This window comes from Paenibacillus hebaui (assembly GCF_051934385.1).
Taxonomy (GTDB): Bacteria; Bacillota; Bacilli; order Paenibacillales; family Paenibacillaceae; genus Paenibacillus.
The window spans coordinates 4128870-4150534 of the sequence record NZ_CP196836.1 but is presented as its reverse complement, the minus strand read 5'-3'; the positions used below and the strand labels follow the sequence as shown (position 1 = coordinate 4150534).

Genomic DNA, 21665 nt, shown 5'->3' with positions numbered 1-21665 from the left:
TACTCAGCGATATTGAATACTATTCAAACACGAATTCAAATGAACCAATGGGGGTACGGCTAATGAACAAGTCCATCAACATCCAAGATACGTTCTTGAACCAACTGCGGAAAGAAAACATTCCGGCTACGGTCTATTTGACCAACGGCTTTCAAATCCGCGGAACGATCAAGGCATTTGACAATTTTACGATCGTCATTGACAGCGACGGACGCCAGCAAATGGTCTACAAGCACGCCATCTCCACGTTCACGCCGCAACGCAGCGTATCGCTGATGCAGCAAGATAACAGCGGCGAAGCTTAAAAATTACGAAACCTTTTCATCAACCATTTCGTCTACAAGTATAGGAATTGAAGCAGAGCAACCTGAATAAGGGTTGTTCTTTTCATTCCGGGCAAAATATGCTTAATATAAGCCCTAGCCAACAGACGAATAGAAATTATGCAACCGAAAGGGAGTCAGGAGGTAACATGCCAAACGATCCGTTGTCGAGGTCTAACAATCGCAACAGTAACAACAAGTCAACCAAAAAAGCGAAGCCAAAGACCTCTAAAAAGAAAAAAATTACGGGTAAACGTGTTGGGTGGACACTGTTCTTCACAATGGCCATAGCCATTTTTTGCGCACTTGGCGGCTATTTGTTTATTATGGTGAGTGGAGAAAAGCTACTTGCTGCCAACATGGACAAAACCACAATAAATGAAACGTCAAAAGTATATGACCGCAACGGTCAATTAATGGGCGAGCTGTCCATCCAGAAGTTGGAGCCGGTCAAAAGCGATGAAATTCCAAAACTGTTGAAGGAAGCTTTTGTCGCAACAGAGGATAAACGGTTTTATGAACATCAGGGTGTGGACATCTGGTCCATTGGGCGTGCTGCAGTAAAAGATATCATGGCGCGTTCCATGGTTGAGGGAGGCAGTACGCTAACTCAGCAGCTTGCCAAAAACATGTTCTTGTCTCGTGACAAGACATTCTTCCGAAAAGCGACGGAAGTGTCGATTGCCATGGCACTGGAGCGCAAATTCACGAAAGATGAAATTTTGACGATGTATATGAATCGGATTTTCTTCGGTCATCAGCGTTATGGAATTAAGGCAGCATCTGAGTTTTATTTTGGAAAGGGAGATTTGGAGAAGCTGGATCTTTGGCAAATTGCCACACTGGCTGCCATGCCTAAAGGGCCCTCAGCCTATAATCCACTGAGCAACCCGAACGATTCCAAGGCACGCCGCGGCGTTGTGTTGCAGCTGATGTATGAGCAAGGTTACATCACCAAAGCAGAGATGGATGAAGCCAAAGCGGTTGATTACAACTATACACCGCCAGTAAAAGAGAAGAAATATCAAGCTTTTATCGACTATGTGCTGCGTGAAGCTGAACGTGTAACAGGTAAAACCGAAGATGATCTGAATATCGGCGGGTACAAAATTTACACGACGATGGATGCTCAGGCTCAAACGGCCATGGAGACCGCCTTTACAGATGATAATCTGTTCGAGGCAAGTAAAGATGATCAACAGGTTCAAGGCTCGATGGTGATCATGAACCATGAAAATGGCAGTCTCGTCGCATTGCTTGGTGGGCGGGATTATCAAACGAAGGGGTATAGCCGGGTAACGCAGAGTCGCAGACAGCCGGGATCGGCATTTAAACCCATTGTGTCTTATGCGCCGGCTCTGGAGACAGGAAATTATAGTTCCAACTCGTCGCTTAGTAATGAAAAGCAATGTTTTGGCAACTATTGTCCGGGCAACTTGCACGGTTATTCTTCAACCATTAGCATGACGGAAGCCATTACGAAATCGGAGAACATTCCGGCAGTATGGCTGTTAAACAAAATTGGTGTGAATACAGGTGTTCAGTTTGCTAAAAGTGTAGGCATCCAGCTAACGAATGAAGACAAAAACCTGGCGATTGCCCTTGGTGGGCTTAGCAAAGGTACAAACACGCTAGAAATGGCGCAGGCCTATAGTGCGTTTGCCAACCTGGGTGAGTATCAGGAAGCCTACGCCATTAAAGAAATCAAGGATAGTACAGGAAAAACAAGCTACAAACATGATAAGTCGGATACAAAGCGTGTAATGAGTGAGCAAAATGCTTATCAACTGACGCAAATGCTCCAGAATGTTGTTAATGATGGTACAGGTCGTTCAGCACGTCTGGATCGTCCGGTTGCGGGTAAAACAGGAACCGTACAAAGTGGTATATCAGGAAACAGTGCTAACCGGGATGTATGGTTTGTGGGATATACACCGGAATGGACTGCAGCCGTCTGGATGGGTTACGACAATCCGGATGCAACCCATATGCTCAAAAATAGCAGTAAGCTGTCTGCAGCATTCTTTGCCAAAGTTATGGGCGATGCATTGAAAGGAGTTCCTGTGAAGGACTTTAAAGCTCCAGCAGGAGCGCAGACACCTCCGCCGGAAAAAGAGCCAGAGAAGCCAACGCTTTCGGTTAGTGGTTTGAATGGCTCTTACGATCCATCTACACAAACGGTATCGTTGAACTGGACTGCAACGGGGGATTCTTCAACGCAGTACCGGATTCACCGGAGAGAAACATCAGAGGTTCAATTCGCCCATCTCATGGATGCGGTTGGTAGCACCACTGCACAGGATCTAAGTGCTCTGCCGGGTCTGACTTATGAGTACTATGTCACCGCCTATGATCTTGCTACAGGTGTTGAGAGCAATCCTTCCAATACGATATCGCTTATGATTGAAGCGGAGGAAGTGGAACCGGTGCAGCCTGATCCGGGTACGGACCCAGGAACAGAGCCGGACACAGGAGAGCCTGGTACAGAGAATCCGGATAACGGTTCGCCGGGCATTGACAATCCTGATGGTAACAATGGCAACGGGAATGAAAATGGCAACAACGGGAATGGCAATGGAAATAACGGAAATAACGGCAATAACGGCAATAACGGTGGGACAGATCAAGGGAACGGTCAACCGGGAGATGGCAACACGCCGCCTGGGCAAGGAACAACAGAGCCTGGTGGCACTGGTGAGGGTTCCAATGATGGACCCGTAACAACACCGGGTGAGGTAGTACCGCCGGATAACGGCAATACTGGTAATACGGGAGAGACGGATGCTCCTGTAGACCCTCAAGCGGGTACCAGTGGTTAAAGAATGAAATAGTTTCAACTTGAAAACCTGCTTCCCCGAACTTCGGCGAAGCAGGTTTTTTTGCATCCGACACAGACATTCGGAAATAGTGTGCATATACATATAGATGGGACAAAGCATGATTTTGAGTGTATAACTTAAATATGGTAAGCTGTAACTATTGTAATACGTTGTGCAAAGCGGATTCAGGAGCTGTCGGGATCGGCAATGCGGACGTTATTCGCTGTTCATTAATATCAGCAGGTCACGGACCTGTGGTCGGCAAAGAGGGGTTCGTATGAAACGGAAATTCGGGGACCGCGCGAACTGGCGCCGGATTACGAACCGACAATTTACATGCCGGTTCGTTCAATCCAAAATATTTACAGGTTACATTACGTTGTATACGATTCAGGATTTGAAAGAACCTTTGTGGAAAACCTATGGAGGAAGTACCTTTTGCATTGCAGATAAAGGATATTCTTGGTTGCAGTATTATCCAAAGGGCGAGCACTTTGTCGTTACGGCCATGTTTGACGATCAGGAGCGGATTGTTGAATGGTACATTGATACATGCCGCAGCCAGGGAATCACGGATCAGGGCGTTCCATGGTTTGATGATTTATATCTGGATGTTGTTGTGCTGAAGGATGGAGAAGTATTTTTGCTTGACGAAGATGAACTTGAAGATGCTCTTTCGCGCAAGCATATTACGACGGGGGATTATGATCTGGCTAATCGAACGGCTAAGGAATTGTTGCATGCCATTGATGCCCATTTATTTCCTTATTTCCAACTATCGCTGAAGCATAGAAAGTCCTTATTCGAGAATGGAGAGTTCAGAAAAAATACGCAGATATGAGTTGAGGGAAAAGCCAAAGAATTCTTCGTCATCCTTCTAATATTGGAGCACCTGATAGAATACATTAATAATCAGGAGAGTTCAGCCCGATAAAATAGAGGTGATGGCGAATGAACGGACGGGTCATGGCTGCAGGAGGACAACCGGGAGGCAGACCATCCAGACAAATTAATGTTGTACTGCGCAACCAGGAACCTCAGATGCTGGTCAAGGAAGACGAAACGGCAGTACAGGCAGCCAAAGGGTTAGCCAAGCATGCGCATTTCCAGGAGATTCAAGGTGAATTGGAGCAACTGGTTGGACTTGAAAATATCAAGGATTTGGTATTCGAAATCTATGCTTTCTTACAGATTGCCCAGATGCGTACCGAAGCAGGATTGCTAAGTGGCGCGCACGTGTATCATATGATTTTCAAAGGAAACCCGGGAACAGGCAAAACTACGGTAGCACGGATTGTTGCCAAGCTGTTTCAGAAGATGGGTGTGTTAAGCAAAGGTCACCTGATTGAAGTGGAACGGGCGGATCTCGTCGGAGAATATATCGGACATACGGCCCAGAAAACCAGGGATCTAGTTAAGAAGGCACTGGGAGGCATCTTGTTTATAGACGAGGCGTACAGTCTGGCTCGCGGGGGCGAGAAGGATTTTGGAAAGGAAGCTATTGATACACTTGTAAAGTCCATGGAAGATAATAAGAATCAATTTATTCTCATCTTGGCGGGCTACTCGGAAGAGATTGATTTTTTTCTACAGACGAATCCCGGTTTGCCCTCGCGTTTTCCGATTCAGGTTGAATTTCCAGACTACAGCATTGATCAGTTGATTCAAATCTCTGAGATTATGGCCAAGGAACGTGACTATATTCTCATGCCCCAGACAATACTCAAATTAAAGCACCATCTGCTTCAGGAAAAAAATGATTCTCTGCACGCATTCAGTAATGCCCGATATGTTCGAAATGCCATTGAACGCTCGATTCGCCATCAGGCGGTTCGACTGCTGGAGCAGTACACCCAGGGAAATCCAGGAAAATTGGAACTCATGACTATTCGTACAGAGGATTTGAAGTTTGAGCAAAAGTAAGCGATAATATAATTTTCAGATCAGCCGGCCGGGTTAACCGGTTCGGCTTAAAGCATGCCATGGGAGCATGGTGGGAATAAATATATGCTGAAGAGTAATAGAAGGAGTGAATCTAAACGATGACAACTGTCACACATGATACAGACATGGAAAAGAAAGATCGCGCCATATTGGTAAGTCTCGTTACCGATGAAGTTAAGCGTTCAGGCATCAACCCGGAGTACTCTCTGGAGGAATTGGTGAAGCTCGCCGAGACGGCTGGAGTAGAAGTACTAAGTGTGCTCTCTCAGAACCGGGAAAAACGCGATACAAAATGGTTCATTGGTAAGGGGAAAGTGGATGAACTCCGCGCAGCGGCTGAAGAATTGGGAGCAACAACGGCTATTTTTGACCAGGAACTGTCTGGGGCTCAGGTTCGTAATCTGGAAGAGGCGCTGGATCTCAAAATTATTGACCGCACCCAGCTGATTTTGGATATTTTTGCGCAACGCGCCAACACAAGAGAAGGGATTATCCAGGTTGAATTGGCGCAGTTGAGCTACTTGCTGCCACGCTTGTCGGGTCATGGCAAGAATCTGTCCAGACTCGGTGGAGGAATCGGAACCCGGGGACCTGGTGAAAGTAAGCTGGAGACAGATCGTCGTCATATTCGGGGTCGCATTGATGACTTGAAGCGTCATCTGGAAGAAGTAACGCGTCATCGTACATTGCACCGAGAACGCCGCAAGAAGACGGGGATCGTGCAGGTTGCTTTAGTGGGTTATACGAATGCAGGCAAATCAACCTTGCTCAAGCAATTAACTGCAGCAGATGTGTATATTCAAGATCAGCTCTTTGCTACACTTGACCCAACGTCACGGACGATGGAACTGCCAAGTGGTAAAGAAATCGTACTAACTGACACGGTAGGATTTATACAGAATCTTCCACATGACCTTATTGCTGCTTTCCGGGCAACGCTAGAGGAAGTGAATGAAGCAGATCTAATCTTGCATGTTGTGGATGCATCATCTGCGATGCGTGAAGATCAGATGAAAGTTGTATACACGATTCTACAGCAGCTGGGTTCAGGAGATAAACCCCAACTGGTGTTGTATAACAAAAAGGATGCGTGTACACCGGAGCAACTTGAGATGCTTCCATTAGATAAAGATCATATCAAAGTGAGCGCATTGGACGAAGACGACTTGCTGAAAATTCGGGAGCATATTCAAAGCGAATTAACAGGTGATACGAAACGATTCCGTATTCCGGGTGAACGTGGAGATCTTACATCTGTGCTCTACAAAATTGGTGATGTCGTTGAGACCACATTTGAAGAGAACGATGTGATTTATGAAGTGGAATTACAAAAAGGCGAATATGAGAAATACGGATATGTACTTGAAGAATTCATAGAACTGTAATATTCATGACATATTTGTTTGATAAGTTGACACGATAATTGATATTTGACGTCAGATTCGTGCTATGAAGGGGAATGGAGCAAGATGGCAAGCTTTGATTCAGACATTAATGAACTTCAACATCAGGTCGAACGTGAGATTGAAGAACAATTACGAAAGATAGATCAGCTCACAGATCACAATCAATGGAAAGTCATCAATGCTTTTCAGCGTAGAAAAGTCAGTGACTTTCACTTTGCCGGTTCAACGGGTTACGGATATAACGATCGCGGTCGTGAAGTGCTGGATGAGGTATATGCCGATATATTTGGCGCGGAGGCTGCGTTGGTTCGTCCTCATTTTGCATCAGGAACACATACAATCGCTACGGCTCTATTCGGAGTATTGCGGCCGGGGGACGAGTTGTTGTACATCACAGGTAAGCCTTATGATACGTTGCACAAAGTCATAGGCAAGCCGGGTGATGGGACAGGTTCATTACGGGATTTTGGCATTGGTTATCGGGAGACGGCTCTGCTTGCAGACGGTGGGGTGGACTGGGAAGTGGTAGAGAAGAGTATCAATGCAGCTACCAAAGTCATCGGTATCCAACGCTCACGTGGATATGACTGGAGGTCTTCGTTCTGTATTGAAGAAATTGCTGATATGGTTGCGCGTGTAAAGGCAATTAAGGAAGATGTCATTGTATTTGTGGATAACTGTTATGGTGAGTTTACAGAGGAACGTGAACCCACAGAAATCGGAGTAGATCTGATGGCAGGATCACTAATCAAGAATCCCGGTGGCGGTCTGGCGGAAACCGGGGGATACATATGTGGGAAGGGAAAATACGTGCAATTGGCAGCCTATCGATTGACTGCACCTGGAATCGGCGGTGAAGTTGGGGCAATGTTAGGCACAACTCGTGGCATTTATCAAGGACTTTATATGGCTCCGACAATTGTGGGGCAAGCCATTAAGGGCAGCGTGTTTGCTGCAGCGATGTTTGCCGCATCCGGATTTGTAACCAAGCCTGCGTGGCATGAGAAACGCACAGATCTGATTCAGGCAGTTCAATTCAGTTCGGCAGAACATCTGATTGCTTTTGTACAAGGAATCCAGCGTGCGGCTGCGGTAGATAGCCATGTTGTTCCTGAACCGTGGGACATGCCGGGTTACGAGCACCCTGTCATTATGGCGGCAGGTACGTTCATCCAGGGTGGAAGTCTGGAATTATCAGCCGATGCGCCTATTAGAGAGCCCTATATTGGTTATATGCAAGGTGGTTTAACGTACTCTCATGTTAAATATGGCGTTTTGATGGCGTTACAGACCATGAAAGATCGTAAATTATTGTGAGTTTATCTAACACATCATTGACACTTAGTAATAACTGAATGTACAATAGGGTCAAGAATAGAGACTGGAAGGTTGATGAAGATGGGTGACGAAATTCGCAGAAATATGGCCTTATTCCCGATAGGTATCGTAATGAAACTTACGGATCTGTCCGCACGTCAGATTCGTTATTATGAGCAACACAGTTTGATTGTTCCAGCGAGAACATCAGGTAATCAGCGTTTATTTTCTTTTAATGACGTAGAACGATTACTTGAGATCAAGGCTTTGATCGAAAAAGGGGTTAACATTGCTGGTATTAAACAAGTGATGAACCCTGTCTCGAAAGAATCCGAAGAGGCAACTGTCATTACGCCAGATACCGAAGTGAAACGCAGAGAGTTGTCGGATACGCAGCTGCATCGTTTGTTGAAGCAACAGCTGGTGTCAGGTAAGCGACCTGGACAAGTATCTCTCATTCAGGGAGAGCTTTCCCGCTTCTTTAATAAAAAATAAATTCGTATAACCTCGCAGGTCAGGGGAAATCCTGCTTTTGAGAAGAGGACTCCTTGACCCGTGGAACTTTCTAAGGTACAAATATAACAGGCAAGCCAAATACGCAGATAAGAAAGGGAGAGGGTAACGTGAGTTTTACTAAAGAAGACATTCTCCGCATCGCAAAAGAAGAAAATGTACGATTCATTCGATTGCAATTTACCGATTTGCTTGGGGCTATTAAGAACGTTGAAATCCCTACGAGCCAGCTTACAAAGGCTCTGGATAATAAAATGATGTTCGATGGATCTTCCATTGAAGGTTATGTACGTATTGAAGAATCCGACATGTATCTCTATCCGGATCTTGATTCTTGGCTCATTTTCCCTTGGGTAGCTGACAATCGGGTTGCTCGTCTGATCTGTGACGTTTATCTTCCAGATGGTAATCAATTTTCTGGAGATCCACGTGGCATTTTGAAACGTGTTCTGAAGGAAGCCGAGGAAATGGGCTACACAGCAATGAACGTTGGACCTGAGCCGGAATTCTTCCTGTTCAAGACCGATGAAAAAGGAAACCCAACCAGTGAATTGAATGACCAAGGTGGATATTTTGACCTTGCGCCAACAGATCTTGGTGAAAACTGTCGTCGTGATATCGTAATCACGCTCGAAGAGATGGGTTTTGAGATCGAAGCCTCTCACCATGAGGTAGCTCCTGGTCAGCATGAGATCGACTTCAAATATGCAGATGCTTTGAAAGCGGCTGACCAAATCCAAACGTTCAAATTGGTTGTTAAAACGATTGCACGCCAGCATGGATTGCACGCTACCTTTATGCCGAAGCCACTGTTTGGCATGAACGGTTCCGGTATGCACTGTAACCAATCCTTGTTCCAAGGCAATGTAAACTCATTTGTAGACGAGTCGGATGAGTTGGGTCTGAGCAAGACAGCACGTCATTACATGGCTGGTATTTTGAAGCACGCTCGTGCATTTGCAGCAATCACTAACCCAAGTGTAAACTCATACAAACGTCTCGTGCCTGGTTACGAAGCACCTTGCTATGTAGCATGGTCTGCAAGTAATCGGAGCCCAATGATCCGTATTCCGGCTTCCCGTGGTTTGAGCACACGTGTTGAAGTGCGTAACCCGGATCCGGCTGCGAACCCGTACCTTGCTTTGGCTGTTATGCTGAAAGCAGGTCTGGATGGAATCAAACGTGAGATGTCCTTACCAGCTCCAATTGACCGCAATATCTACATCATGTCGGAAGAAGAGCGTGTGGAAGAAGGCATTCCAAGCTTGCCGGCTGACCTGAAAGAAGCTTTGAACGAATTGATCCGCAGCGAAGTGATCTGTGATGCTCTCGGCGACCATGCCTTGGCTCACTTCTATGAGCTGAAAGAAATTGAGTGGGATATGTACCGTACACAAGTTCACCAATGGGAACGCGATCAATATATTACGTTGTACTAATAGCGGAATCCCTTGGCGCTCTAGCGCTGAGGGGTTTTTCTTTTTGTGGGCGAATGCTATGAAAACTAACTTGAAAAACTAATGCCCACAAAATGCCCACAAACTTTTTACTATTCAAATATATGTTCAGTAAATTTTTCGAATCTGTCCATATTGCTTGTAGGGATTTTGTCCGAGATGTGGGGCGTATACGTCTGATGTGAATTGGATGCTTGAATTATCTGGTTGCTCTTTCACAAATTAGCACGGGATTCTAGCAAGAGGACTGCACAATTATGTCGAAGAGAGTGAATAGAAAGTGAAAGAAGGTCACAACGCTCTAAAATGCGAAAATAAGCATTGAACAGTTGGGTTTGAAGTTACCTGCACAACACTAGATCAAGATCATGATGATATGATACTTATCCCCTAAAGCTCCTTTGTTTTGTCCTTGCCACTCTCTATGATATTCGATGTCCTTTTACTAGGTTTTTAGTTATCTTTATTTTTCTTTCTAAGTTCCTCGTCTTTGTAGCTCAAAATAATTATTCTTTGTTTTTTTCTGTGAAATCCAAAGTCCATCTATAATGATGAGTTGATTTTCTAAAACTATATCCGACCAATTTAGTGTAGCGGCTTCACCTTTGCGCATGCCAGTTTCGGTCAAGGATTTGAAGGATATCTAAAAGATATAATCATGATACTACCTATTATATGTATACAAACAACGTCCGGTTTGCCATTACAATATGAAAGATCACCACTAGAGAGTAAGGGCGATATTGTTGTGTTTGGAAGGTAAGAAGTATCTGAAAGCACATACCTGGAGAAGGGATACCGTAAGGATGTTTCTGGCGTTGCAGCAACTACATTAGCAGATAAACGGTGTAGGGCAATAGCAAACATTGCTAACAAGCTCAAATTCAACCGAACATTAGACTTTGTGATAATTGATTATGGTCGTGGTCGGAATGCAGAAGGAGAAGTGGGGTCAAGAATGCCAGAGTGAAATTATAAAAATGTGTAATTAAAAAAATATCGGAAATATTAACATTACCTTAAATGGCGGAAAAAGAATACATAAAAATATCATCTCTTTTAATAAAAGGTTGGCAGCGTCAAGATTTTTGTGTAAATGAAATAACCTTTTCTTATGTAGGGTGATGTTACTCTTTTGTGGTGAACATGGCTAGCAGTTCTGCTCGTGCTTGATCGAAGCCAATATGACAACGGGTAGCAAAACGTTGGTTATAGCTTTCAAACTGGGAAACCAGGAATTTTTCTAATGCCTCTTCATGAGGGAATTGTTCTTTCCGATTCGTGTATTTCTTGATTTGCTTGTTAAACGATTCGATCAGATTCGTCGAATACAGGCTTCTCCAGATGGGTTTGGGAAAGCTGTAAAACGTGAAAATATAGGGATTCTCTCTCAACGATTGAACCACTTTGGGATAGGTGGCTTTCCATTTGTCACAGAAGGTAGTCAGAGCAGCCTTACCTGCTTCTTCATCCTCAGCACGATACACGGACTTGAAATCTTCACAGATCTCTGCTCGATCCGTCACCCGAACTTTGTGGGCGATGTTACGAGATAAATGAACGCAACAGGTTTGGTACTTCGCTTGGGGATATACCTCTTGGATTGCATTCACAATCCCGGTCAGTCCGTCAGAGATAAACAGAAGGATTTGTTCGGTGCCACGCTGTTTGACGTCCTGAAGTAGTTCTTTCCAGATATAAGCGGATTCGGTCGGTGCAATCGCGTACGTAAGTACCTCTTTGGAGCCATCCTCACGAATGCCTACGGCAATATAGACCGCTTCCTTGGCTACCGTTTCACGCTTCACAGGGATGTACGTCGCATCAATATAGACGCAGACATAACGCTTCTCCAGCGGTCGTTTCATAAATGCATCGACATGCTGGGTCATGACTTTGGTCATGTTGGAAACCGTTTGAGGCGTGTAGTGATGGCCATACATTTTCTCGATGAGGTCAGCGATTTCCGTCATGGTGACCCCCTTTTGAAACAGGTGAATGACAAAGGATTCCAGGGTGTCATTGGAACGTTTATACGGCGCTACCGTCTGCTGTTTGAACACTCCATTCCGATCCCGAGGCATACTAAGCTGCAAGTCGCCATACTCGGTATGAAGCGTACGAGTGTACGATCCGTTACGAGAGTTGCCTGAATTCACGCCAGCACGGTCGTATTTTTCATAATCCAGAAACGCTGTAAGCTCCGTTTCGAGCAAGTGGTTCATGGCAGACTCTAAATGATTGCGAAATACTTCTGTAATATCTTGTTTGGTGACTAGAGCTTGAACTAAATCTGTTGTAAAATGATTCATAGGGAAGACCTCTCTCTGAATTGTTGTGTGGTAACTCAATTCTACTAGAAAAGGTCTTCCTTTTTCTATTTACACAATATATTTTACGCTCTCAAAAGGTTAAATTATATATAAAAAGAAAAATATTTAAACAATATACAGATTCTATTAAAATGAAAGATAGAAATATATAATTTGAAAGAGAGGTTTTTTTGAAAAAAAACTTTTAGCAACATCAATGGTATTATTTTTATCACTAAGTTCGGGAATCGTAAGTGCAAGTGCTGCAGAGTCAAACATTACCCCCGTTGCATCTAAAGTTCTTACTTACACTATTACATTAAAGGTTGGACAAACTTACCAATTAGGTTATAACCCTACTTACGGACGTCATTATACATATTATAAATCTGGCTTTGCAGAGGATTCTTTCGGGGTTAGTAGTAATTGACTATTAACAGCATATAGTTACACTTTTCAAGTGGCGGACTGGGAAGATCATGGTATTGTAAATGTTGTGGATGCTAATGGGAACGAGATTGAAGAAGTGCACGTAAGAATAATTCGATAAGTAAATCAATATATTTTTCTATCTTTGAGAAGACAGACAAGAGTATAGGGACAAGTGACTAAGCATTCTTCGGGGTGCTTTTTATTTTGCCTTTGAGAGGAAAAACCTTCTTGACTATCGAAAGTGGACTTAAGAAAAAAGGGAGGCGTGACTTTGAAGAACACTTTGTTGATGGGTTTTACTCATTCGTTAGAAATAAAGCAAAAGAGTACCCTGTTTGGGCTGTATGGGTTATAAAAACGAGCAGAAAACAAGAAAATTCATCAGTTCTACAAAGGCGGGAGTAACTCTAGAATGTCGAGACTGTAGTAGTGAATGAGTGGTAACTATAAAAATGGGATTAACAATTAAAAGTAAGCAAGTCGCCTTTGGGCGGCTCCTTATTTTGCCTTTATGTGAAAGAATGTGAACTGTTCTGAGCCCATTTGCTTTAAATTACAGAACCATTCCTTTTTGAAGTGCGGAGAACAGTGTCTGGATGAGCTTACGCATGCATATGAGGGTATCCCAAACGCGGTAACCAACTCAACACAAATTCACTTGGTGTAAATTCCAGAATCTGATTATGATAGTTCTGAGAGGAGGGATAAGATGCGCGAAGTCAACAAAGACACATTACACCTGGACCTTGATGATTTGCAAGAGATTGAATTTCATTTGAAGAATACTCCTGGAGCAAGTTTATTAGAGGCACTGGGAAGTCAAGCCTATTTGAGTAGAGTTACTTCAGATATCAAACTTCCAGAACACTACACAAAGATTGAAGTAAATGAAATTGCGGTACCCCGGTACAACGATTTGGTTTCTCTATTAGAGGATGCACTTAGAGTGCGTAATAATTAAATATGATCAATAAGGGCAAGCCACGGAGTTGGTCTTTTTTTATTTGTTACGTTTTCGTTTGTCCCCTCGATGATCAAGCGCGAGATATCTAAAGGCAGCTATACCGAGTTTAAACATTTCAGGAAGCGTGTCACTAAGTAAAACTTTCAAAAGAGAAATGTCGATTTTCCAATATGGAACTTCGATATTCCTCTTTAATACAGATGAATTTCATAACAGTATAGTTAGGGAATCTCTGATAATGATTTAATACGTACGCCGAACACGTGCAACTCATCCTACTTAAGCCGCATCTTCAAGAGTTACAAGAATGTCCATAAAATACTATTTGATCCAGTTCCGAATTAGCCGGGTTATGGAGCTTCTCAAGCTGCAGCTTACCTTTCCATCGAGGAGATCTGACGGGAGATCGAGTATGCGAATGTAAGCTACTTAAGCAAGAACTTAAAGCTCGAACGGGACTTACTCCAGGTCAATACCGAAACCAGCAAGCGGCAGGCAGGCTGCTTTCCTAGAGAAGGAAGGGGCGGAATAAACAGATCTATACAGCGCCCGCTTCTAGGTTCAGGATACATAACTGTAGTTGATGCCAAGCTCCCTGGCGATAGTTATCTTCATTTATTGAATGAATATTCTTACCTCTTTAAGGGATAAATAGAACTGCTTCTTTGGCGTCCCATTTGATATGAGTCTACACAGGAGGTTGGAATAACATGCCGGGCGTTACTCACAAGCAGACAGTCAGAGCAATTGACAGTCCTGAGATCCGAAATCTGGTTCAGCGAATAGACAAGGAGTCATATGCCACAGTCTTAAAGCATCTGGCAACTTACCCTACACGTCATTCAGCAAGTGAATCCTTTAGAGAAGCAGCGCTGTGGAGCAAAGAACAATTTCAGAAGATGGGTTATGATCAATTGACTGAGCAATTCACCCTTCCTGGCAACGGTATTGGTAGTTGGAATATTGTCGCCGGGCAGAACGGCTCAGGAACAGTACCCCGTAAGTTATTCCTGCTTACTGCCCATCTGGATTCAGTGAATCTTGCAGACAATGGGCTAGGTATTGCTGCTCCAGCACCAGGGGCGGATGACAATGCCAGCGGAAGCGCAGGGGTGCTTGAACTTGCGCGGATATTGGCAGGAGTCAAATTCAGGAATGATGTGAGATTTGTACTTTTTGGAGGAGAAGAGCAAGGATTATTTGGAAGCAAGCATCACATTGAGCAGTTAACAACTGAAGACCGAAATCGTATTCAAGCGGTAATCAATATGGATATGATCGGGTGCATCAATGTGAATCCTCCATCGGTTTTAATTGAAGCCGCAGCTATTTCCGTGACCCTTATGGAGAGTCTGCAGGCTGCTGCCTCTGCTTATACCTCATTGCAAGTCCACACATCGCTGAATCCTTTTGCAAGTGATCATGTACCATTTCTGGATGCCGGAATCCCTGCGGTCCTAACCATCGAAGGGGCGGACGACCATAATCTTTTTGAACACTCTGAAAAGGATACCGAAGAACGTATTCATTATGACCTGGCCGCGGACATTCTTAGAATGAAGCAGCCGTTCTGATACAACAGCTAGACATCATCTAATCCATGGAGGTAAACACATTGAATGATTCCAACAGAGAAGCCTCAGACAGTTCCAACGAAGCTTCACCAGTTACTGTTCCATCCCACAGAAGATGTGCCACTGACGAAAAGCACCGCTTGTTGCTTGCCTCTTCCTCGGAGTATGCAAACAACCGCAAGCAGCTGCAACAGACGGTTATGGCTGCGCTCAGTAATGTCCGTTCCAGTAACCGTGAGGTCGTCACCATTCCGGTGGTGGTGCATGTTGTCTGGAAATTACCCGAAGAGAACATCTCAATAGAGCAAATCAACAGTCAAATCGATGTGCTCAACCGTGATTTTCGCAAAAAAAATAGCGACGTGTCCAAGGTGCCCGATGTGTGGAAGCCACTTGTAACCGATGCACGGATAGAATTCAAGCTGACTTCTACAGATCCCAACGGAAATCCTACGGATGGTATTACACGGACTCAATCGAATAAAAATAGTTTTGATGTTAACGAGGATGATGTGAAGTTCTCGGCAAATGGAGGCAGCGATGCTTGGCCTTCCGGCCGTTATCTTAACCTTTGGGTATGTAGACAGATCAAGCAAGGAGTCCAAGATGGAATTCTAGGTTATGCCCAATTTCCTGGAGGTGCGGCCAAGACGGATGGCGTTGTCATTATGACTAGTGCTTTTGGCACCACCGGGACGGTTAATTTGCCTAATAACCCTTATAACTTGGGTCGTACAGCCACGCACGAAATCGGGCATTGGCTGGACCTGTACCACATTTGGGGTGATGAAAAGCCATGGGAGGACGAATGCAGTAAATCCGACAAAATAGATGATACCCCCAATCAAGGCCAGTTTAACGTTGGAAAACCTGAATACCCCCACATCAGCTGTAATAACGGCCCCTATGGGGATATGTTCATGAACTACATGGATTATGTTGACGACGACACCATGTATATGTTCACGAAAGATCAGGTGGCCCGCATGGATATTTGCCTAAGTACGATTCGCTCATCCTTTCTGAATCAGCCGGTTCATAACTAATCTTTAGAACATATTCGAATGGAGGCCAAGGATGAAGAAACTTCAGAAGGAAGTTTTTGGAATATGGCGGCACTCGTATGAAGAAGATGACGAAGACATCACCGTCTTTCGACCTGCCGGCTATTCTTTCGCACCCTCCCGTGGAAGGGACAGGCTGGAGATCAAGCCAGACGGTACCTTCGAACGATCGGTTCCTGCTCGTGGGGACGGATTAGACACGATAAGTGGGGAATGGAAGCTTGAGGAGAATAACCGGATTAAATTCACTTACGATAGCGAAGGCTCCTCGCCACATAAGATTGAAATTACCGAAAGCTCAGACGATATCCTGAAGGTGCGTAAAGTGTAGGCAGACCCTAAAGAGGTATCCCAAAAGCCATGAAATGGCTTCTTGGGATACCTCTTATTTTGTTTTTTTTCACTTTGTTTTAATTGTTATATCATTGTATCAGTTTCAATTCAATTCGCTTTATATCAGAGTATTGTGTAGATTCCCACAAGAACGGATCTCCGATGGCTCTAGCCTTTGCGACGGTGGAGGGTGAATTACGTGACATCTAGTGGTTTCACACCGATCGTGAAGTGAATTTAAAAATCAAGATATGGATGAGTTTCTGAAAACCTTCCACATAAGCAGTTCCCTCCATATGAAAGGCTGTGCCTACGATAACGCGGTGGCAGAAGCCACGTTCAAAGTCATGAAGAGGAGTTTGTGTGTCAGATGGATTTTCAGAGTCTTCAACATCTGGAATTGGAGCTTTTTAATTATATAAATTGGTACAATAAACATTGTATTCACGGAACAGTGGGCTACATGCCTTCTGTTCTTTATCGAAACGCAGCCCTTAAAAAAGTTTTTGATTAACTGTTGACAGAGTAGTGGCAGAAAGAGTGAATATAGAGGGTCAGGAAACTTTCCCTGATCTTTTTTGGTTGTTTAGGAGTTCAGCAGTATCTTCTAAGGAAGGTTGCTATGGCGAGAGTAATCGTTTATCTATATAAGTTGAACTAAAGATTATTTACACTGACACTACGATGACAGAATAACCTTCCAATCGCTGTTATCCCCAGATTTTTTCGATTTCCTTTTCTCAAGGGAAAATCCGGGGATAAAGGCGAAGCGTATGCTTCCGAAGTAACTTTCTTACAGAAAGCTTTTAGCTTCGCTTTTCCAGGTTTTTTCTATCCTCTCCGTTAACGTGTAAATGATTAGTTTAACTTATATAGTAGAAAATCAGTAGTAAATCTGAAAAAAACTGATGTTATTCTGTATTTATAGAAGTTTGCAGTGAAAGGTGGTAAAAATTTGAAATGGCATCATAAAGTCATATATTCATTTGCAATTCGGTTCTTCCGGCAGCGGTAAAGCGTCAGATGATGGGTTTTGGCAGGATGACCTCACAAAGTTCTTCAACCCGATGGGATATATTCGATTGGCTCTCGAAAAAGTACCAGAGTGCTAATAATATTGATCTGACCAAACTCCAAAACCATACAGCAGAGGAATTACTTGAGATTCTTGTGTCTGTTCATCCCGATATTCGCATGCACTCTATAACTTTTGCGTATGGGGGATACGCCACTTACGTTTACAGCCAAGAAACAGAATGGTAGTGATGATAAGACCGGACAGAAATCGTTGAAGTCAATTAAAAGCTTGTTCGAGTCCCCACTTCCTTCACCGGGTTATCTGCATGGAAGGTCGCTGGACAAGCTTGATACAATTCAGCGGATTATGATCATGGTACGTGAAGCTTGTGCTGGTGAAGAAGTTCTGAATGAACGCTGTACGATGTGATCGATATCGTACCTGTCGACCCTGCGACGATTTGGTTAGGAGAGAAGAGGGAACGAATCGACGTGTGCATTGGCAATACGTCAAGAATCCACGACCTCGCACTGGAGAAGAGTGGTTTGGACAGTATAAAAAGATTGATACACCGATATTCATCTATGAAGAGTTCGATCCGAATATTGATGATCGGTATGGACGAACACCAATATTGCCGGTTCTTCAAGCAGTGTTTTTTCATATACAGGTATTGCAGGACTTGAAGGCCGTTGTTCACAATCAGGGATACCCAAGGCTGGATATATCCGTAGTTGAGGAAGTTTTATTAAAAAACATGTCTAATCAAAATAAAAATAATCCTGCTGGTCAGCAACAGTGTTTGACTGAACGTATGAGTGAAATTATGGGGGATTTCAATTCGCTGAATCCAGAAGATGCCATGATTCATTGGGATAGCGTAAAAGTAGAGTACCTTAAGGGCGGGAATTCAGGCCTGATGATTGATATCAAAAAAATTGATCGATATTATTGATACGCAGAGGGCAACCGGATTAAAAACGTTGCTCACATTACTGTCCAGGAATCAAGGTTCTACTGAGACGTACAACTATGTGGATACTCAAATATATATCAAGTTCGTAGAGTCCGCTCGAAACGTAACCAAGCGTTTCTGGAAGCCGGCTTTTCTATGCTGCAAGAGTGCGTGGCGTTCAGACGCTGGCGGAAGCGGACAGTGTAACTATAAATGTGCCTAGTCTGCGTGACTGGGTATTTCTGTTGTTGGTAGAAGAACGAGTGTTCACATACAATGAATCCAAGTTTATTAACATGTTGCCGCATCTTATACAACTAATAGGCAAGCATGAGCAGGATGTAAATGGCTCTCTGGATGCAGTTGTTGCTGCTGAATCAATACATTGGGAAGACAATTCAGATAAGGCTAATATCGTCTTCTTGGAGGATTGGGAGCGTGAGGGAAAACGTCCGAAGATTGAATGTACACCTTCGTCTGGAAACACAGATTATTGGGCTGAATATTAAAGGAGAATTTTTTGATTGAACACTGTTGAAAATAATGTTAAGTTGAAGTTAGGTGAAGGGTATCGCTTCGGGATTGTTGCTGAATAATATCTGCATCTCTATGACATTTGTATGATTTTGGCTATGTAATTGCCGCATCGTCCTTTATAATAATTTTAAAGTTATTTTAATTAGGATGGTGCAGATTGAACACAGTCATTTATATCACTCTCGGTTTTTTTGATGCGCTTGCAATGCTTCTTTTGATTCTAAAACTATACATGCTACCGGTTCGAGAGTATGCGGGGAAAATGTTTGCTTTTTCTTTTTTCATAGCGTCTTTCTCATATATGATGCGTATCACTTTAGACTCGGCAAAGCTAGATCTTCCTTTGCAATATATCTTCTTTATAATTTTTTTACGCTTTGGGATGGAATTGAAAGTTCATATTTCAGCATTTATTACCGGGGCAGGAATATCAGCTTATGCGACACTTCAAATGGGCATATTTCTTTTGTACAAATGGTTCGATATAATGCATATTGGAGTTTTGCAGGAAAATGAAGGCATGGTTAACATTCTTCAATTGTCATCCATACTTGTTGTATATCTCATTTGTTTTATATTTCATATGTTCGACTATGGGTTCTCTTTCGTTATAAAGCCACCACACGATTTCATTACCAAAGAGGATTACTTTTCGAAGGTAAATGTACCCTTCATAATAGGGACAGTTGTTTCCTCAATAACGATTAGTGCGACTCTAATATTATTGTATAATGCTGATCCGATGTGGCTATTTTTAATGACACTTCCGACTTTTGGTGTTTCATGTTACTTTTCATACAGGAGAGAACAAGGTGATATTAGAGAGGCTGTCGAAGCGTATCGCAATAGAAATAAAAGAGTCTGACCCAGATGGACCTGGGACAGTAGAAATTTTGGAGTACGAGTTAGGGCTACGCCTTAATTGGTACACTGGATTATTATTAACTGCAATTTTTGGTTTATTATTAGGGGATTTTTTTGGTGCATTAATAGCATTGTTCTCATTTGCGTTTATAAGAAAATTCTCTGGCGGTGTTCACTTGCCAATTACAATCTGCTCTATCGTAACAGGACTAGTGGCGGCTCTAATTCCGTTGGTAGACTTAAACTATGAAACAATGATAATTTTGAATCTTCTTAGTCTTATGATCATGCTACTTTATGCCCCTAATGAATTTGAATATGTTAATCCTTCCGTATGGGACCCTTGGCTTAAATGGATTTCAACCGCACTTGTGATTTGTAGTTTAATTGTACAGTCGCCGATTATAACGATTTCCTTCTTTATTCAATCCTTGCTCATACTTCCAGTATGGGCAAAACAGAAAGGAGGTGTTTAAATGAATAAAAAAATAGCTCGTGTTTTTTCTATTGACCTGACCAAAGGCGCCAATAAATCTTCAAAAAAGCGCAAAAGTATTGCAGGAGCAGTGAAAATGCCAGAAGCGCTTAAAAAGAAGTGAGATTTGCAAAATGAATGAACGTAAAATTATAGGAATACAAGCGCGAAGCGACGGTTCTTATGGGCCGCGCTTTTAATTTTCGGAAAATGATATATGGGTGTCGAAATGTGAAAGCTGTCAAATAACTATAACGTTTCATTTTTTAAACGAGATCAGGAAACTTCATGTTCTAACGACGATGGGTTCATATTGTAGCTCTTTGAATAGAGGCCTCTTTATTATGAAAAATTGAATCATACATATAAAGTAACACAAATGAAAAAAAGGCTCTCCGGCACTTGAGCTGGGGAGCCTTTAAAAATCGACTATAATTATTTAGCTAGTTCTTGTGAATTGAATTGTATAAGGTTCGTTGTAGTTGTTGATGCCGTTATCCATAATTCTGAAGTAAACCTTCTCACCAGGTTTAGCACTCATACCAATTGCCTCAGCGTAACCAGGTCCATTCCAGTTATCCATTTGAATGGACAGTATCGCACCGCTTGCATCCATTTTAATAACACCCATAATAATATCGAAATTAGCTGGTGGAGTAGCAATAACGCCAAATGAAATTACAGAAGATCCATTTGTGTTGTCTACAACATAATAATCATTATCACTCATGCTATCTAAACGAACGGTTGCATTGTATGAGGAATTTTGACTAACGCTTGAATACATAACCTCAGCAGTCTCAAAAGAGTCGCCCCATCCAATAGCAGCGGACGCTGACGAAGAGCCGAATGCCAATAAACCAACTGCTAGTGCAACGGAAGCAGATAATTTTCTTAATCTTTTCATATTCAAACCTCCCAATTATACTAGAACCAATAAAATTTAGATTCTGTCTTAAGTTGTTATTTGAAATTAAAGATATCGAATAAACTATTACATAATTAGGTTGGCCAACCATGGGTAAATATACCATATATAATTTATATTTGTAAATGAAATTAATGTAAAATGTTGTTTTTATTGGTAATATTATAGAATTTGATGTTTATGATATTGCATGAAATAAGAGTTATAATAAAAAAGTGTTTTTTAAATTGCGCAAAAATTAGTTTTAATATAGGCACAATACAAAAAAGAGCAAAGTGTATAACCTCGTTTTTCTTTTGTAATCTAACCTACTGTTTTAACCGATTTCTCATTGTTGTTTCCCACAACAGTTGGTAGAGATGTAAATGGAACGGTTACGATAACTGATCCAATTGAAATTACACCAAGAGAATACCAAGGGATAAAAGTA

The 21665-nt window shown here is 42.8% G+C and carries 21 protein-coding genes; 19 read left to right on the top strand and 2 right to left on the bottom strand.

Annotated features, from left to right (window positions below):
* Positions 1 to 62: 62 nt before the first annotated feature.
* From hfq to glnA, 8 genes are all read left to right on the top strand, one after another.
* On the top strand, positions 63 to 305 hold the full coding sequence (gene hfq / locus ACR32F_RS18345) for an RNA chaperone Hfq (RefSeq protein ID WP_017687918.1): 243 nt from the start codon (positions 63 to 65) through the stop codon (positions 303 to 305).
* A gap of 167 nt (positions 306 to 472) precedes the next feature.
* Positions 473 to 3142 carry a PBP1A family penicillin-binding protein gene (locus ACR32F_RS18340; RefSeq protein WP_440109440.1) on the top strand — a complete coding sequence of 890 codons (2670 nt, stop codon included), beginning with the start codon at positions 473 to 475 and terminating at the stop codon, positions 3140 to 3142.
* Between the two features lie 277 nt (positions 3143 to 3419).
* Positions 3420 to 3983, top strand: coding sequence for a DUF402 domain-containing protein (locus ACR32F_RS18335; protein WP_440109439.1), 564 nt, complete (start codon positions 3420 to 3422; stop codon positions 3981 to 3983).
* A 110-nt stretch (positions 3984 to 4093) separates the two neighbouring features.
* Positions 4094 to 5065 carry an AAA family ATPase gene (locus ACR32F_RS18330; protein WP_440109437.1) on the top strand — a complete coding sequence of 324 codons (972 nt, stop codon included), beginning with the start codon at positions 4094 to 4096 and terminating at the stop codon, positions 5063 to 5065.
* A gap of 119 nt (positions 5066 to 5184) precedes the next feature.
* Positions 5185 to 6471: a GTPase HflX gene (gene hflX / locus ACR32F_RS18325; protein WP_440109435.1), complete on the top strand. Its 1287-nt coding sequence runs from the start codon at positions 5185 to 5187 to the stop codon at positions 6469 to 6471.
* Positions 6472 to 6555: 84 nt separating this feature from the next.
* Positions 6556 to 7809 carry an aminotransferase class I/II-fold pyridoxal phosphate-dependent enzyme gene (locus ACR32F_RS18320; RefSeq protein ID WP_440109434.1) on the top strand — a complete coding sequence of 418 codons (1254 nt, stop codon included), beginning with the start codon at positions 6556 to 6558 and terminating at the stop codon, positions 7807 to 7809.
* Positions 7810 to 7890: 81 nt separating this feature from the next.
* A complete protein-coding gene (locus tag ACR32F_RS18315) occupies positions 7891 to 8304 on the top strand; it encodes a MerR family transcriptional regulator (protein ID WP_056689944.1) in 414 nt (137 codons plus the stop codon).
* A 128-nt stretch (positions 8305 to 8432) separates the two neighbouring features.
* Positions 8433 to 9761, top strand: a complete 1329-nt coding sequence (glnA, locus tag ACR32F_RS18310; RefSeq protein WP_440109431.1) for a type I glutamate--ammonia ligase — start codon at positions 8433 to 8435, stop codon at positions 9759 to 9761.
* A 1145-nt stretch (positions 9762 to 10906) separates the two neighbouring features.
* Here the strand turns inward: glnA and ACR32F_RS18305 are convergent.
* Positions 10907 to 12091, bottom strand: coding sequence for an IS256 family transposase (locus ACR32F_RS18305; protein WP_440109429.1), 1185 nt, complete (start codon positions 12089 to 12091; stop codon positions 10907 to 10909).
* A 1141-nt stretch (positions 12092 to 13232) separates the two neighbouring features.
* Here ACR32F_RS18305 and ACR32F_RS18300 point away from each other — a divergent pair.
* The 11 genes from ACR32F_RS18300 (at position 13233) to ACR32F_RS18250 (ending at position 20431) form a co-directional block, all read left to right on the top strand.
* On the top strand, positions 13233 to 13484 hold the full coding sequence (locus ACR32F_RS18300; RefSeq protein ID WP_440109427.1) for a hypothetical protein: 252 nt from the start codon (positions 13233 to 13235) through the stop codon (positions 13482 to 13484).
* Between the two features lie 713 nt (positions 13485 to 14197).
* The gene (locus ACR32F_RS18295; RefSeq protein ID WP_440109425.1) at positions 14198 to 15061 is read left to right on the top strand and encodes a M28 family metallopeptidase; all 864 of its coding nucleotides are present in this window, start codon (positions 14198 to 14200) and stop codon (positions 15059 to 15061) included.
* 41 nt (positions 15062 to 15102) lie between these two features.
* Entirely contained in the window at positions 15103 to 16107 is a 1005-nt protein-coding gene (locus ACR32F_RS18290; RefSeq protein ID WP_440109423.1) for a zinc metalloprotease, read from the top strand.
* A 31-nt stretch (positions 16108 to 16138) separates the two neighbouring features.
* Positions 16139 to 16456 (top strand): lipocalin family protein, encoded by a 318-nt coding sequence (locus ACR32F_RS18285; protein ID WP_440109421.1) that lies wholly within the window; start codon positions 16139 to 16141, stop codon positions 16454 to 16456.
* Positions 16457 to 16819: 363 nt separating this feature from the next.
* Positions 16820 to 16972, top strand: a complete 153-nt coding sequence (locus tag ACR32F_RS18280) for an IS3 family transposase (protein ID WP_440109419.1) — start codon at positions 16820 to 16822, stop codon at positions 16970 to 16972.
* Positions 16973 to 17746: 774 nt separating this feature from the next.
* Positions 17747 to 17905, top strand: a complete 159-nt coding sequence (locus tag ACR32F_RS18275) for a hypothetical protein (RefSeq protein ID WP_440109417.1) — start codon at positions 17747 to 17749, stop codon at positions 17903 to 17905.
* Positions 17886 to 18431 (top strand): hypothetical protein, encoded by a 546-nt coding sequence (locus ACR32F_RS18270; RefSeq protein ID WP_440109416.1) that lies wholly within the window; start codon positions 17886 to 17888, stop codon positions 18429 to 18431. The genes ACR32F_RS18275 and ACR32F_RS18270 overlap by 20 nt, the downstream gene beginning before the upstream one ends.
* Before the next feature lie 167 nt (positions 18432 to 18598).
* The gene (locus ACR32F_RS18265) at positions 18599 to 18940 is read left to right on the top strand and encodes a hypothetical protein (RefSeq protein WP_440109414.1); all 342 of its coding nucleotides are present in this window, start codon (positions 18599 to 18601) and stop codon (positions 18938 to 18940) included.
* A gap of 185 nt (positions 18941 to 19125) precedes the next feature.
* Positions 19126 to 19833, top strand: coding sequence for a hypothetical protein (locus ACR32F_RS18260; protein WP_440109412.1), 708 nt, complete (start codon positions 19126 to 19128; stop codon positions 19831 to 19833).
* Complete coding sequence (locus ACR32F_RS18255) at positions 19781 to 20308, top strand: accessory gene regulator B family protein (RefSeq protein ID WP_440109410.1); 528 nt, start codon at positions 19781 to 19783, stop codon at positions 20306 to 20308. The genes ACR32F_RS18260 and ACR32F_RS18255 overlap by 53 nt, the downstream gene beginning before the upstream one ends.
* Positions 20309 to 20431: a hypothetical protein gene (locus tag ACR32F_RS18250; RefSeq protein WP_440109408.1), complete on the top strand. Its 123-nt coding sequence runs from the start codon at positions 20309 to 20311 to the stop codon at positions 20429 to 20431.
* 315 nt (positions 20432 to 20746) lie between these two features.
* Here ACR32F_RS18250 and ACR32F_RS18245 read toward each other — a convergent pair whose 3' ends face one another.
* Positions 20747 to 21214: a hypothetical protein gene (locus ACR32F_RS18245; protein WP_440109406.1), complete on the bottom strand. Its 468-nt coding sequence runs from the start codon at positions 21212 to 21214 to the stop codon at positions 20747 to 20749.
* Positions 21215 to 21665: the final 451 nt, after the last annotated feature.

Coding starts and splice junctions, on each gene's coding strand:
- hfq (WP_017687918.1), top strand. CDS start 63: ATGAACAAGTCCATCAACATCCAAGATACGTTCTTGAACCAACTGCGG.
- ACR32F_RS18285 (WP_440109421.1), top strand. CDS start 16,139: ATGAAGAAACTTCAGAAGGAAGTTTTTGGAATATGGCGGCACTCGTAT.
- ACR32F_RS18320 (WP_440109434.1), top strand. CDS start 6,556: ATGGCAAGCTTTGATTCAGACATTAATGAACTTCAACATCAGGTCGAA.
- ACR32F_RS18330 (WP_440109437.1), top strand. CDS start 4,094: ATGAACGGACGGGTCATGGCTGCAGGAGGACAACCGGGAGGCAGACCA.
- ACR32F_RS18270 (WP_440109416.1), top strand. CDS start 17,886: ATGAACGCTGTACGATGTGATCGATATCGTACCTGTCGACCCTGCGAC.
- ACR32F_RS18250 (WP_440109408.1), top strand. CDS start 20,309: ATGAATAAAAAAATAGCTCGTGTTTTTTCTATTGACCTGACCAAAGGC.
- ACR32F_RS18335 (WP_440109439.1), top strand. CDS start 3,420: ATGAAACGGAAATTCGGGGACCGCGCGAACTGGCGCCGGATTACGAAC.
- ACR32F_RS18340 (WP_440109440.1), top strand. CDS start 473: ATGCCAAACGATCCGTTGTCGAGGTCTAACAATCGCAACAGTAACAAC.
- ACR32F_RS18300 (WP_440109427.1), top strand. CDS start 13,233: ATGCGCGAAGTCAACAAAGACACATTACACCTGGACCTTGATGATTTG.
- ACR32F_RS18315 (WP_056689944.1), top strand. CDS start 7,891: ATGGGTGACGAAATTCGCAGAAATATGGCCTTATTCCCGATAGGTATC.
- ACR32F_RS18295 (WP_440109425.1), top strand. CDS start 14,198: ATGCCGGGCGTTACTCACAAGCAGACAGTCAGAGCAATTGACAGTCCT.
- ACR32F_RS18305 (WP_440109429.1), bottom strand. CDS start 12,091: ATGAATCATTTTACAACAGATTTAGTTCAAGCTCTAGTCACCAAACAA.
- ACR32F_RS18245 (WP_440109406.1), bottom strand. CDS start 21,214: ATGAAAAGATTAAGAAAATTATCTGCTTCCGTTGCACTAGCAGTTGGT.
- hflX (WP_440109435.1), top strand. CDS start 5,185: ATGACAACTGTCACACATGATACAGACATGGAAAAGAAAGATCGCGCC.